At 68.6% G+C, this 14,086-nt stretch carries 12 protein-coding genes; 9 read left to right on the top strand and 3 right to left on the bottom strand.

Annotated elements, in window-relative coordinates:
- Window positions 1-2 precede the first annotated feature (2 nt).
- Genes ASC91_RS11250 through ASC91_RS11260 form a run of 3 tightly spaced genes read right to left on the bottom strand, consistent with a single transcriptional unit; the run spans window position 3 to window position 2,124 of the window.
- Window positions 3-545: a chromate transporter gene (locus tag ASC91_RS11250; RefSeq protein WP_056196499.1), complete on the bottom strand. Its 543-nt coding sequence runs from the start codon at window positions 543-545 to the stop codon at window positions 3-5.
- A complete protein-coding gene (locus ASC91_RS11255; RefSeq protein ID WP_235531948.1) occupies window positions 542-1,093 on the bottom strand; it encodes a chromate transporter in 552 nt (183 codons plus the stop codon). The genes ASC91_RS11250 and ASC91_RS11255 overlap by 4 nt, the downstream gene beginning before the upstream one ends.
- Before the next feature lie 23 nt (window positions 1,094-1,116).
- The gene (locus ASC91_RS11260; protein WP_056196506.1) at window positions 1,117-2,124 is read right to left on the bottom strand and encodes a D-2-hydroxyacid dehydrogenase family protein; all 1,008 of its coding nucleotides are present in this window, start codon (window positions 2,122-2,124) and stop codon (window positions 1,117-1,119) included.
- A gap of 80 nt (window positions 2,125-2,204) precedes the next feature.
- On the opposite strand from ASC91_RS11260, the gene ASC91_RS11265 reads away from it, so the two are divergent.
- From ASC91_RS11265 to ASC91_RS11305, 9 genes are all read left to right on the top strand, one after another.
- On the top strand, window positions 2,205-2,714 hold the full coding sequence (locus ASC91_RS11265) for a DUF1993 family protein (RefSeq protein WP_056196508.1): 510 nt from the start codon (window positions 2,205-2,207) through the stop codon (window positions 2,712-2,714).
- Between the two features lie 203 nt (window positions 2,715-2,917).
- Window positions 2,918-4,768: an acetylglucosamine transferase gene (locus ASC91_RS11270; protein WP_235531949.1), complete on the top strand. Its 1,851-nt coding sequence runs from the start codon at window positions 2,918-2,920 to the stop codon at window positions 4,766-4,768.
- Complete coding sequence (locus ASC91_RS11275) at window positions 4,769-7,141, top strand: type I secretion system permease/ATPase (protein WP_056196513.1); 2,373 nt, start codon at window positions 4,769-4,771, stop codon at window positions 7,139-7,141.
- A gap of 76 nt (window positions 7,142-7,217) precedes the next feature.
- A complete protein-coding gene (locus tag ASC91_RS11280) occupies window positions 7,218-8,423 on the top strand; it encodes an HlyD family type I secretion periplasmic adaptor subunit (RefSeq protein WP_056196515.1) in 1,206 nt (401 codons plus the stop codon).
- A gap of 230 nt (window positions 8,424-8,653) precedes the next feature.
- On the top strand, window positions 8,654-10,060 hold the full coding sequence (locus ASC91_RS11285; RefSeq protein WP_056196517.1) for a TolC family protein: 1,407 nt from the start codon (window positions 8,654-8,656) through the stop codon (window positions 10,058-10,060).
- Between the two features lie 30 nt (window positions 10,061-10,090).
- On the top strand, window positions 10,091-11,062 hold the full coding sequence (locus ASC91_RS11290; protein WP_235531951.1) for a WxcM-like domain-containing protein: 972 nt from the start codon (window positions 10,091-10,093) through the stop codon (window positions 11,060-11,062).
- Window positions 11,059-12,156 carry a DegT/DnrJ/EryC1/StrS aminotransferase family protein gene (locus tag ASC91_RS11295; RefSeq protein ID WP_056196522.1) on the top strand — a complete coding sequence of 366 codons (1,098 nt, stop codon included), beginning with the start codon at window positions 11,059-11,061 and terminating at the stop codon, window positions 12,154-12,156. Before ASC91_RS11290 ends, ASC91_RS11295 begins: the two co-directional genes overlap by 4 nt.
- Window positions 12,157-12,170: 14 nt before the next feature.
- Entirely contained in the window at window positions 12,171-12,728 is a 558-nt protein-coding gene (locus ASC91_RS11300; RefSeq protein WP_056196525.1) for a GNAT family N-acetyltransferase, read from the top strand.
- A 15-nt stretch (window positions 12,729-12,743) separates the two neighbouring features.
- Entirely contained in the window at window positions 12,744-14,084 is a 1,341-nt protein-coding gene (locus ASC91_RS11305; RefSeq protein WP_056196528.1) for a hypothetical protein, read from the top strand.
- Window positions 14,085-14,086: the final 2 nt, after the last annotated feature.

The raw sequence follows: 14,086 nt of genomic DNA on the forward strand, positions 1-14,086 counted from the left end.
ACTCAGACGAGACCCAGCGCGCCCAGCACGCCACCGCCGAGCACCATCCAGACGAGGCCCAGCCTCGTCCTCAGCGTCAGCAGCACGGTGACGGCAATCATCGCCAGCGTGCTCCAGCGGTGCTCGTCGGCGCGCAGGAAAGGCAGGGCCAGCAGCCAGCCCGTGGCGATGATCAGCCCCAGCGTCAGCGGCATCATGCCGGCCGAGAAGGCGCGCAGCACGATGTGCTCGCGGTTGGCGCGCGCCCAGCGCGTGGCCGTCACGGTCAGCACGCTGGACGGCAGCATGATGCCGGCCATCGCAGCCGCCGCGCCCGTCAGGCCGGCCACGTTGTAGCCCAGCACCGCGACGAACAGGATGTTGGGACCTGGCGCCGCCTGTGCCAGGGCGATGGACGACGTGAAGTCGGTATCGCTGAGCCAGCCGGTCTTGTCGACCAGGTAGCGGTGCATTTCGGGCACCGTCGTGATGGCGCCGCCGATGGACAGCAGCGACAGCGTCAGGAAATGCAGGAAGAGGCCGAGAAGATCGACGGGCGTTGTCATGGCCGTGTTCTCCACCAGGCCAGGAACATGCCGCTGCCGCCTAGCAGGGCCAGCACATTGACCAGCGGCCAACGCAGCAGACCGATCAGCACGAAAGCCGTCAAGGCCAGGCCCAGGGCGAGCGGCCGGCCCAGCGGGCTCTTCTTGAGTGCCGGCAGCAGCTTGATGCCGGTGGCCAGGATCAGTCCGGCCGACACCGCGCCCATGCCACGCAGCGCGTTGATGGCCATGGGGTGGCGGGCCAACTGGTCAAAGGCGGCAGCCAGGGCCAGCACGATGATCGCGGGCGCCACCAGCATGCCGGCCAGCGCCACGACGGCGCCTCGCAGGCCGAAGAAGCGGTCGCCGATCATCATGGACAGGTTGACCACATTGGGCCCGGGTAGCACCTGGGCGATGGCCAGGGTCTCGACGAACTCCTCCTTGCTCATCCAGTGATGGTGCTCGACCAGTTCGCGCTGGGCTATCGCCAGCACGCCGCCAAAGCCCTGCAGGGCCAGCCTTGAGAACGCCAGGAAGAGTTCCGTCAGGGATTCGGGACGGTTCAAGGCCGCTTCCTCAGCGCTGGACTTCAGCGCAGGACCTTCAGTGCGTCCGGGTTGACGATATTCGTCGGCTGCTGATTGATGAAGTTCAGCACGTTGTCGAAAGCCGCGTCGAAATAGAGCTCGTAGCTATCCTGCTCCACGTAGCCGATGTGCGGCGTGCAGACGGCGTTCTCCAGCCGCAGCAGTGGGTGGCCCTGCAGGATGGGTTCGCTCTCGAAGACGTCGATGGCGGCCATGCCGGGCCGGCCGCGGTTCAGTGCCGACACCAGCGCGCCCTCGACGGCCAGTTCGGCTCGTGAGGTGTTGACGAACAGCGCCGTCGGTTTCATCCGGGCCAGGTCTTCGGATGTGACGATGCCGCGCGTGGCGTCGCACAGGCGCAGGTGCACGGACAGCACGTCGGCCTCGGCGAAGAAGGCCTCGCGGCTGGGGGCGGCCTGGTAGCCATCGGCCTCGGCGCGCAGGCGCGAGGCCTCGCTGCCCCAGACCATGACCTTCATGCCGAAGGCGCGTCCATAGCCGGCCACGAGCTGGCCGATCTTGCCGTAGCCCCAGATGCCCAGCGTCTTGCCGCGCAGCACCATGCCGACCCCGAAATTGGCCGGCATGGACGCAGCCTTCAGCCCGGCCTGCTGCCAGGCGCCATGTTTCAGGTTGCCGATGTATTGCGGCAACCGTCTCATGGAGGCCATGATCAGCGCCCAGGTCAGCTCGGCCGGCGCCACCGGACTGCCGACGCCCTCGGCCACGGCAATTCCTAAGCGCGTGCAGGCCTCGACGTCGATGTGGCTGCCAACCCGGCCGGTCTGGGAGATCAGCTTGAGTTTTGGGAGCTTCTCGAGCAACTGGCGCGGGAAGGTGGTGCGCTCGCGGACCAGGACCAGCACCTCGGCATCGCGCAGCCGCACGGACAGCTGGCCGATGCCCTTGACCGTGTTGGTGAAGACCTTGGCGTTGAGGGGCTCCAACTTCGCCGCGCAGCGCAGCTTGCGCACGGCGTCTTGGTAGTCGTCCAGGATGATCACGTTCATAGCTGCAGGGGATTGTGCACGGTGCTCAGCAGGGGTCAGGGTTGCATGGCTACCATCGCTTTCCCTCAAGGAGACACCCGATGACCCCGATTTCCATGCACGCCGCCAGCGCGCCGGCATTCGCCAAGATGCTGGGCAATATGCTGACCTGGCTGGAGGCCGCCAAGGCCCATGCCGAAACCAGGAAGTTCTCGACCGACGTCTACCTGACGTTGCGCCTGGCGCCCGACATGCTGCCGTTTGCCAAGCAGATCCAGATCGCCAGCGATGCTGCCAAGGGCTGCGTGGCCCGCCTGGGCGGCCAGGAGATCCCCAAGTACGAGGACAACGAAGCCACGCTGGACGAGCTGGCCGAGCGCATCAAGAAGACCCGCGACTTTGTGCTGTCCGTGCCCGCCGAGGCCTTCGCCGACAGCGAGGAGCGCGAGATCGTCATCCCGCGCCGCAGCGGTGACCCGCTGAAGTTCGATGGCTCGACCTATCTGCGGCATTTCGCCCTGCCCAACTTCTATTTCCACGCGACAACCACTTACGCGCTGTTGCGCCATGCCGGCGTGCCGCTGGGCAAGTCGGACTATTTGGGTGGCTGAGCGGGGACCGAAGACAGGCCACTACGGCCTGTCTGACGCCTCGCGAAGGCCCTGCCGCCTGCCCGCGGCGGGGCATGATTCCCCAGTTTGAGGTGCCCGGGGCGGGAAATGCTGCGCAATCCGCAGCCTATTCCCCGCGCCCAACCTGGCGGCGCGGCTTGAAAATCGGCGGAACATCCGATCACACCGCCCGCCGCATGGACATGTCGACGCCTCCCGCTGCCCCGCCCCAAGGTATTGCCCTTCTCGAGCAATGGCTTGGCTTGGCCCGCAGCGGCCAATGGCCTTTGCCCCAGGTCATGGAGGCCGCCTCGCGCCTGCAGGCGGCCGGCGCCCTGGACGCGGCCGCGCTGCTCTACCAGAACTGGGTCGGCGCCACCGCGTCGCCGCTGCGTCATGTGGCCTGTTTCAACTGGGGTGCCGTCCTGGGCGAACTGCGCCGCCATGAAGAGGCGGAGACCGTCTACCGCATGGCGCTCGAACAGGCACCGGCCTTCGCCCAGGCGCGCCTGAACCTCGGCCACCAGTTGGAGCACCAGGGGCGCATGGAAGAGGCGCTGGCCGAATGGCGCACCGTCTATGACAACGAGGCGCCCGACGCCCTGGGCACTGACCCGCTGAGCCTGCGCCTGCACGCCTTCAACAACGCCGCCCGCCTGCTGGAGCAGGAAAAGCGCTATGACGAGTCCGAGGCGCTGATGCGCCGCTCGCTGGAGCTGGACCCGCGCCAGAGCGACGTGGCCCAGCATTACGTGCACATCCGCCAGAAGCAATGCGCCTGGCCGGTCTACCAGACCTTTGGCGACGTCACGCACAACCACCTCTTGATGAGCACCTCGCTGCTCGGCATGCTGGACGAGAGCGATGACCCGGCCCTGCAACTGCTGACCGCCCAGCGCTTCGTGCTGGAAAAGGTCACCAAGGTCACCGAGCCACCGCTGCACAAGGGCCGCAAGCGCGAAGGCAAGATCAAGATCGGCTATCTGTCCGGCGATCTGCACATGCATGCCGTCGGCCTGTTGACGGCCGAGCTGTACGAACTGCACGACAAAGCCAAGTTCGAGATCCACGCCTTCAGCTGGAGCCGCGAGGACGGCACGCCGCTGCGCGCCCGCATCAAGGGGGCGATGGACAGCTACACGCCGCTGCACGGCGTGCCCGACCGCCGCGCCGCAGAGATGATTGCTGAGGCTGGCATCGACGTGCTCGTCGACCTGCAGGGGCTGACCAGCGGCGCGCGCCCCGGCATCCTGGCCTATCGCGGCGCGCCCATCCAGGTCAGCTACCTGGGCCTGCCGGCCACCTCGGCCCTGCCGGGTGTGGACTGGATCCTGGCCGACCGCTTCGTGATGCCGCCGGAGTCGCTGCCGTATCACACCGAAAAACCCATCTACCTGCCGCACTGCTACCAGGTCAGCGACCGCACGCGCGCCGCCAACCCGGCGCCCAGCCGTGCCGAGATGGGGCTGCCGGAGGACGGTTTCGTCTTCTGCGCCTTCAACAACAACCACAAGATGAGCGAGCAGGTCTGGCGCTGCTGGATGCGCGTGCTGCGCCAGGTGCCGAACAGTGTGCTGTGGCTGCTGGCCGACAACCCGTTTGCCAAGGCCAACCTGCAGCGCGTTGCGGTGGAAGAGGGCATCGCCCCCGAACGCCTCGTCTTCGCCGGGCGCGCCCAGCCGGCCGACTACCTGGCCCGCTTCACGCTGGCCGACCTGTTCCTGGACACCTTTCCCTACAACGCCGGCACGACGGCCAGCGACTGCCTGTGGATGGGCACGCCCATCCTGACCCGCTCGGGCCGTACCTACATCTCGCGCATGGCCGGCAGCCTGCTGACGGCCGTCGGCCTGCCCGACCTGATCACGACGACGATCGAGGAATACGAGCAGCGTGCCGTACAGATCGGCAACCAGCCGGCCCGCGCAGCTTCTTACAAGCGTTACCTGGCGGAGCACGGCCGCAGCTCGCCGCTGTTTGACATCCCGGCCATCGTGCGCGATATAGAGCAAGAGTTCGAGCGGCTTGCGCTCGATGCGAGGCAGAAGGCCTAAATGCCGCGTCAGCACGACCCCTTCTTTGACGGCCAGCCGCAGGCGCCGGGCTTGCGCCTGGCCGCCAATGGCGAGCCGGCGCCGCCGCCGGACCCGCTGGAGAACCTGAGCAACCAGCCCGCCGGCGACCCGCTGCTGCAGGCCCTGGCCTGGCTGACGCGCCACCATGGCAAGCCGCGCTCGCCCGAGTCACTGCGCGCCGGCGCGCCGGTGGAAGGTGCCCTGGCGCCCGACGGTGCCATCCGCGTCATGCGCGAAGCGGGCTACAACGCCGGCCTGCTGCGCAAGAGCATCGACGACATCCATGCCCTGCTGCTGCCTGCGGTGCTGCTGCTCAACGGCGGCGACGCCTGCGTGCTGGTGCGCCGCCTGGACGATCCGGCCGCGGTGGCCGCCGGTGCTTGCCGCTACGAAGTGGTGTTCCCCGGCCCCGAAGCCGCCGCCGTGCCGGCCACGACCGCCGAACTGGAGCCCGAGTACAGCGGCTTCATGCTGGCCGTGTCGCCGCAGGAGACCGCCTCGGCCCCGCGCTCGGAGGCGCCGCTGCTGAAGCTGGCCGACAAGGGCCTGGAATCGCATTGGCTGTGGGGCACGCTGAAGCGCTTCACGCCCTATTACCGCGCTTCCATGCTGGCGGCCCTGCTGTCCAACGTGCTGATGCTGGTGTCGGGCCTGGTGACCTCGGTCATCTATGACAAGGTCATTCCCCATCAAGCCATGGTCACGCTGTGGACTCTGGCCGTGGGCGCCTCGGTGGCCCTGGTCTTCGACCTGTTCGCGCGCCAGCTGCGCTCCCACCTCATCGACCTGGCCGGCCGCAAGGCCGACCTCGTCATCGGCGCCAAGCTCTACCGCCAGACCCTCGGGGTGCGCATGGAGCACAAGCCGGCTTCCGCCGGCGCCTATGCCGCCCATCTGGCCCAGGTGGAAATGGTGCGGGAGTTCTTCACCGGCGCCACGCTGTCGGCCCTGTCGGACCTGCCCTTCCTGGTCATCTTCATCGGCATGACCTTCGTCATCGGCGGGCCGCTGGGCTGGGTGCTGGTGCTGGCCGTGCCGCTCATCATGGGCCTGTCCTGGGCCATCCAGGGGGCGCTGCGCAAGGCCATGAGCACCAATATGCAGGAGACTGCCGACCTGCACGGCACCCTGGTCGAGTCCCTCGAGGGCCTGGAAGACCTGAAGACCTCGGGTGCCGAGGGCCGCTTCGTGCGCCGCTACGAGCGCACGACGGCCATCGTCGCCGACACGGCCCTGACCTCGCGCGCGCTGTCGAGCTGGAGCATGAATCTGTCCAGCACACTGCAGCAGGCGGTCAACCTCATCATCCTCATCTGGGGCGTTTACCTGATCCATGACGGCGTCATCTCGGCCGGCGCGCTGATCGGCTCGGTGATGTTCGCCAGCCGCGCCATCGCGCCGCTGGGCAGCCTCGTCAGCCTGGCCACGCGCTACCAGGGTGCTCGCGCCGCCATGATGGCGCTCAACCAGATGATGAATGCGCCGGTCGAGCGCGACAGCAGCCGCAACTACGTGCCGCTGTCCCAGGTCACCGGCAAGGTCGGCCTGCACGACGTCGGCTTCAGCTACCCGCCCCAACCGCAGCACGGCCAGCAGCAGGCGGCCAGCGAGTCGGCGGCGCCCAAGGTGCTGCGCAACGTCACCATGCGCCTGGAGGCCGGCGAGCGCGTCGCCATCCTCGGCCGCATCGGCAGCGGCAAGTCCACCATCCTGCGCATGCTCGGCGGCCTCTACCAGCCGACCGAAGGCATGGTCGAGGTCGATGGCATCGATTTGCGCCAGGTCGACCCGGCAGAGTACCGGGCCCGGGTCGGCTTCGTCAGCCAGGAGCCGCGCCTGTTCGTCGGCACATTGCGCGACAACGTGCTGATGGGCCGCGCCCACCTGGACGCGGGCCGCCTCGTCGAGGTGGCCAAGCTGACCGGCCTGGACCGCGTCGTCTCCGGCCATCCGATGGGCTGGGACCTGCCGGTCGGCGAAATGGGCCAGCTGCTGTCCGGCGGCCAGCGTCAGCTCGTTGCGCTGGCCCGGGCGCTGGTCACCAAGCCGCAGATCCTGCTGATGGACGAGCCCACCAGCTCGATGGACGCGCAAAGCGAGATGGCTTTCCTGCGCCAGCTGCGTGACGCAGCCGGCACGGCCACGCTCGTCGTCGTGACCCACCGCCCGGCCGTGCTGGAGCTGGTGCAGCGCATCGCCGTCGTCGATGGCGGCCGTGTCGTCATGGACGGCCCGCGCGACCAGGTGCTGGCGGCGCTGTCCGGCGTGCGCCCGGCTGCGCCCGCCCAGGGCGGCGAGGGCGTACACATGCATCCGTCGGCCCAACCCGTACAACGCAGCGCGAGCGTATGAAGCCCCCACGTTCGTTTCACTCACTGCCCCCCGAGGGGGTGGCAATGCCCTTCGGGCGGCCGAGCGGGCATAGCGTATGAGCGCCAAAGCCCTGAGCAAGGAAGAAGGCCTGTTCGTCAGTGCCCTTCATGCCGCCCAGATCGACGAGCCCCTGCCGCGCGCGACCTGGGCCCTGTATCTGCTGTGCGCCGTCGTCACGGTGGCCATCACCTGGTCGGCCCTGGCCAAGGTGGACGAGATCACCCGCAGCGATGGCCGCATCGTGCCCGATGGGCGCGAGCAGGTCATCGCCAGCCTGGACGCCGGCATCCTGCGCGAACTCAAGGTGCGCGAAGGCCAGGAAGTGCAGGCCGGCGAGGACCTGGCCTTCCTCGACCCGACCCGTGTCGAAGCCCAGCAGAACGAGGGCCAGGCCAAGCTGCTGGCCCTGAAAGCCGCGGCGGCGCGCCTGGATGCCGAGGCCAATGGCCGCGTCAGCATCCACTGGCCGCGCGATGTCGACCCCAAGGCCCGCTATGCCCAGGGCGAGGCCGAATCCTTCGACGCCCGCAAGCGCCTGCTGGACGAGGCGGTCGGCGCCATCAACCGCAGCCTCGGGCTGATCTCCAAGGAGCTCAAGCTCGCCCAGGACATGTCCCGCAGCGGCCTGATGAGCGACGTGGAGGTCATGCGGCTGAACCGCCAGGTCAACGAGATCCAGCAGCAGCGCACCGAGCGCCTGTCGCGCTACCGCCAGGAAGCCAGCCAGGAACTGGTGCGCGTGCAAAGCGAAATGGCCCAGATGGACGAGCAGATGGTGGTGCGCCAGGACGCGCTGACGCGCACGGTGCTGAAGTCGCCCGTGCATGGGGTCGTCAAAAGCATCAAGTCCGGCACCGTCGGTGGCGTCATTGCCAGCGGCGCACCCATCCTGGAAATCTCGCCCATCGGTCCCAAGGTGCTGGTGGAGGCGCGCATCAAGCCCAAGGACATCGGCTTCATCCGCCTGGGCCAGACGGCCGAGGTCAAGCTGGCCGGCTATGACTTCAACACCTATGGCGGCCTGGAAGGCAAGGTCACCTACATGAGCCCCGACGCCGTCACCGAGGGCGACAAGAGCGGCGAGGGCCATTACCGCGTCATCGTTACGTCCGAGCGCAACAACCTCAAGTACAAGGGCGAGAAGCTGCCCGTCATACCGGGCATGACGTCGCAGGTGGAGATCAAGACCGGCGAGCGTTCGGTGCTGAGCTACCTGCTGCGGCCGATGATGAAGTCGCAGGAAGCGCTGCGCGAGCGGTAAAGCTGCCCCTCGCCCAGTCTCGCCTGCTGAACGCGGCGAGCTTGGTCGGTCCCCCGGGGGGACGGCGATGCTTGCCGGATCAACCGGCAAGCACATCGCCAAGAGGGCCGGCTTGGGAGCGGCCCGGCGCTCGGCCCGCAAGACAACGTAGCTAGCGCTGAACAAGGGCAGGTGCGGGCCCGCTTTTCCGGGCTTCAGGGGAGGGGGGCGGATGGTCTAGTGACGGGGCCATGCTGTACCCGCTCCGTCCCCTCATCGTCCTCGGCTTCGCCGCTTTCGGTTCACTCGCGCTGGCGCAGACGCGCCCGCCCAAGACTGTTGCGCCGCCGCCGGCGGTCGAGGTGCCTGCGTCCCAAGGCCGCTGCAACGAGGACGACGCCGGCCTGTCGCGCCTGGGCCGCGACATGAGCGCCCTCGAAACCCAGACCGGCGACCCGCGCGCCGCGCTGCAAACACTGATCAACGCAACGCTGTCGCGCAGCAAGGCCCTGGGCGCCGTGCGCCTGCTGGCCGATGCCGCCCGATCGGACGTCGAAGAGACGCGTGCACTGGGCCTCCCGACGGCCAACCTCACCATCAGCACCAACGGCGTGTACCAGAACGTCGGCGGCGTGACCGTCGGCCGGGGTGGCCAAGCCGGTGCGACGCTCTCGGCCGGCATGCCGGTCTGGGACTCCGGCCGCGTCGCCAAGCTGACCGATTGGCGCAAGGAGCTAGCCGAAGTCGCAGCCCAAGGCCAGCGCAGCGCCGAGGAGCAGCTGTCGCTGAACGTCGTCACGCTGGCGCTGGACCGCAGCCGCTACGTGCTGCAGGGCCAGGTCTACACCCAATACGTGCGCAAGATGGCCTGCCTGGTCGACGCGCTGGAGATCATCACCAAGGCCGACCGCGGCCGCGCCAGCGAGCTGGTGCAGGCGCAGAAGAGCCTGCAGCAGGCCGACCTGTCGCTGGAGCAGACCATGTCGGCCCTGCGCCAGACGGAGGTGCGCATGAAGCGCCTGGTGGGCGAGCCCCTGCCGCCCAGCATCGGCATGACGGCCCAGCTGTCCGTGATGCCCGACCTGGAGCAGATGCAGAGCGACATCCTGCTCGGCGCCGACGTCGCCCAGGCCGAGGCCCAGGCGCGCTCGCAGCGCAGCTTTGCCGAGTCCGTCATTGCGGGCCAGAAACCGACGGTCAACCTGACCGGCAGCGCCAGCGCGATGTTCCGCAGCGGCCCCGGCGAGTCGCGCTCCAACGACGTTGGCGCCGGCGTGTCCGTCACCATCCCCATCCTCCAGCCCGGCGCCCACGCCCAGGCCAGTGCCGCTGTGCAGCGCTACCGGGCCACCGTGCTGCAGCGCGACGAGGCCATCGAGGCCAAGCGCTACCGCCTCTTGGAGATGAACGAGGTCGGCACTTCCACGCTGGATCGCGCCCGGCGCATCGTCGAGATCCTGCGCAACAGCGACCGCGTGCGCGCGTCGACGCTGCAGCAGTGGCAGCAGCTCGGCCGCCGCTCGCTGTTCGACGTGATGGCCGCCGAGGGCGACTACTACTCGATGCGGGTCGCCCATGTGAACGCGATGTTCGACGCGCAGCAGATCGTCGCGCTGATCTGGAGCATGGGCCGCGGCGTGGCGGCGCCCTTGCGCTGACGCGGCCGAGGGATACTGAACAGTCCAAGCATGGGAGATCAATCGATGATGGATGGCAGCGGCGCTTTTGTGCACTCGCACGCCCTGGTCGAGTCCACGCAGATCGGGCCGCGTACGCGCGTCTGGGCCTTCGCCCATATCCTGCCCGGCGCCCGCATCGGCGCCGATTGCAACGTCTGCGACCACGTCTTCATCGAGAACGAGGTGGCGGTTGGCGACCGGGTGACCGTCAAGTGCGGGGTCTATCTGTGGGATGGCATCACGCTGGAGGATGACGTCTTCGTCGGCGCCAACGCTGCCTTCAGCAACGACCCCGCGCCGCGCAGCCGCAGGAAGCCCACGGAGTTCCTCAAGACCCGCGTTCGCGCGGGTGCCAGCATCGGCGCCAATGCCACCATCCAGGCCGGCCTGACCATCGGCCCGGGGGCGCTGGTGACGGACGGTGCCGTCGTCACCCGCGACGTGCCGCCGCGAGCCATCGTCGCCGGCAACCCGGCCCACATCGTCGGCTACCTCGACACGCCCGAGGTCCAGGTCAGCGGCCCTGCCATCTCGGCGCATCGGCTCGGCGACGCATTGCCCGCCCTGCAGGCGCGCGGTGCACGGTTGCATGCGCTGCCCAAGATCGTCGACCTGCGCGGTGCGCTGAGCTTCGGCGAGATCGACGCCCATCTGCCGTTCACGCCGCGGCGCTTCTTCATCGTCTACGACGTGCCCAATGAGGAGGTGCGCGGCGAGCACGCCCACCGGGCCTGCCATCAGTTCCTCATCTGCGTGAAAGGCAGCTGCACCATCGTGCTGGACGATGGCGAGCACCGCGACGAGCTGCGCCTGGACAGCCCCAAGGTCGGGCTGCACATCCCGCCCATGGTCTGGGGCATCCAGTACCGCTTCTCGCCCGATGCCGTGCTGCTGGTGCTGGCCTCGGACACCTACGACGCGGGCGACTACATCCGCGACTACGACGACTTCCTTGCCGCCGTCGGCAACGCGCCCGCATGAAGCTGCCCTTTCTGGACCTGCAACCCACCTATGCCGCCTCGCGCGCGGCCATTGACGCGGCGCTCAGCCGCGTGGCCGGCAGCGGCTGGTTCATCCTCGGCCGCGAGCTGGAAGCCTTCGAGTCACAGTGGGCGGCCTATTGCGGCGCGGCCCATGCCGTGGGCCTGGGCAACGGCCTGGACGCCCTGCACCTGGGCCTGCTGGCGCTCGGCGTGGGGGAGGGCGACGAGGTCATCGTGCCGGCCAACACCTACATCGCCACCTGGCTGGCCGTCAGCCAGTGCGGCGCCACGCCCGTGCCCGTCGAACCCGACCTGCGCACCTACAACATCGACCCGGCACGCATCGAGGCGGCCATCACGCCGCGCACCCGCGCCATCCTGCCCGTGCACCTCTACGGCCAGCCGGCCGACATGGACGCCATCAACGCCATCGCCAGCAAGCACGGCCTGCGCGTGCTGGACGACTGCGCCCAGGCCCACGGCGCGCGCTGGGGCGGCCGCGTCGTCGGCAGCCAGGCTGATGCCTCGGCCTGGAGCTTCTACCCCGGCAAGAACCTCGGTGCCATGGGCGACGGCGGCGGCCTCACGACCAACGACCCCGCCGTGGCCGACCGCGTTCGCGTGCTGCGCAACTATGGCTCTCGGGTCAAGTACCACAACGAGGTCAAGGGCCTGAATTCGCGCCTGGACGAGATGCAGGCCGCCGTACTGGCGGCCAAGCTGCCCGACCTGGACGCGCTCACCCAGCAGCGCCGGCATATCGCCGCGAGGCTGCTGGACGGCCTCGCTGGCGCCAACCTTGTGCTGCCCTTCGTGCCCGAGCCGGCCGAGCCAGCCTGGCACCTGTTCGTCATCCGGCATCCCGAGCGCGATCGCCTGCAGCAGGCCCTGGCCGAGCGCGGCATCGGCACGCTGATCCACTATCCCGTGCCACCGCATCTGCAGCCGGCCTATGCCGAACTGGGCATGGCCGTCGGCAGCCTGCCGCTGACCGAGCAGATCCACCGAGAAGTGCTGAGCCTGCCCCTGTGGCCCGGCATGTCCGACGCCCAGGTGGACCAGCTGATCGGCACCGTGCGGGCGCTGACCTGAGCAAAGGAGCCGCCATGCCGATCACTTTGGTCAAGCCCGCCCGCGTGCTGGGCAAGAGCATCGTCCTGCGTGACGCCACGGTGGATGATGCCGAGTTCATCGTCGGCCTGCGTACCGATCCGGTCAAAGGCCAGTACCTCTCCAAGACCTCGTCCGACGTGGCCGCGCAGCGCGCCTGGCTGCAGGCCTATGCCGCTGACGACAGCCAGGTCTACTTCCTCATCGAGGACCACGCCGGCACCCGCCACGGCACCGTGCGGCTGTACGACCCGCAGGGCGACTCCTTTTCCTGGGGCTCCTGGATCCTGGCCGACGACCGCCCCAGCGGTTTCGCGGTGGAGTCGGCGCTGATGGTCTACCGCTATGCCCTGAGCCTGGGCTTCACCGCCTCGCACTTCAGCGTGAGGGTGGGCAACGAGTCGGTCTGGAAATTCCACGAGCGCTTCGGCGCCGTGCGCACGCGGGAGGAGGGCGAGGACTACTTCTACGCCATCTCCCGCGAGGCCATGGAGGCCTCATTCGAGAAGTACAGGAAATACCTGCCCGACGGCATCTCCGTCATCGCGCGCTGACCCACCGGTCCTTCAATGACTCAATACCTGAACCTGGTGCAGCGCCTGGATGGCCTGCAGGCCGCGGGCGACTGGCCGGCGATGCTGATGGAACTCAGCAACACCGTCATCGCGCTGCTGAATGACCCGCGGGCCAAGGGCCTGGTCTTCGGCTCCGCCGAGATGGACCGCTTCTGCCTGGCAGCGGGCGCCCTGGCCGCGCGCCAGCTCAACCTGGCAACCCCCGAGGGCTATCACGACCACCTCGCCGTGCACGTGGCCACCGAGCTGTACGACGGCCAGGGCGGCCACTCGCTCGCGCTGAAGGACGTCATCCGCGCCCGGCCCGACCTCACCCATGTCGTGGTGGTGACCAATCTGCATGAGCGCGAGTTGCCCCTGCAGAACTTCCTGGCCGACCTGCCGCCCACGGTGCAGATGCTGCTGGCGCCGCCCATGCAGCTGCGCGACAAGCTCCAGTGGCTGCACCTGCAGCTCGCCACGCTCAAGCCCGGGCTGTTGACGCTGTTCCATCATCACTACGACGTGGCCGCGGTCGGGGCCGCGCAGCCGGGCGTGGCGCGCGAGATCGCCTATTTCCACCATGCCGACCACGACATGGCCCTGGGCGTCTACCTGCCGCATGCGCTGCATGTGGACTGCACCAACCTGTCCTTCCACAAATGCCAGCACTTTCTGGGCGTGCACCACGCGGTCTACTGGCCGCTGACCGCGCCTGACCAGGGCGCTCGCGCGGGGCATGCCTTCATGGCCGGTGGCGAGTTGCGCACCTGCTCACACGGCTCGGCGGGCAAGTTCATCGCCCCGGCGCGCTACGACTACCTGGACGTCATCCTGCGCCGCCTGGCCGAGGTGGGGGGCACGCATCTGCACATCGGCATGCTGCCCGGCCCCGTCATCGACGCTTTTAGGGACCGTCTGGCTGGCGCCGGCGTTGACCCGGCGCGCTTCCAATACCAGCCGCCGGTGCGCAGCCTCTGGAACCATCTGCGCGACGGCGATGTCGACCTGTGCATCTCGTCCTTTCCCTTCCAGGGGGCCAAAGGCCTGGTCGAAACCCAGGGCGCGGGCCTGCCGGTGCTGATCCAGCAGAGCACGCTGTCCAAGCACCACTCCACGCGCGACCTCATCTACGAGGAAGCACTGTGGTGGGAAACGCCGGACGACTTAATCCGCGTGCTGGCCGCGCAGACGCCTGAGTCCCTGGCCGAGCAGTCCCGGGCCTCGCGCCGCTTCTACGAGCAATGGCACCACCCGCGCGAGCTGGCCTATGCGCTCAACAACGCCCGCCGCACGGCTCCCTGCCCACCGGTGCGCAACCCGCCTTGCGACACGCTGGCCCTCTACCTTCGCTAGCC

It is taken from the genome of Pelomonas sp. Root1237 (assembly GCF_001425055.1).
In the GTDB taxonomy this organism is placed as follows: Bacteria; Pseudomonadota; Gammaproteobacteria; order Burkholderiales; family Burkholderiaceae_C; genus Pelomonas.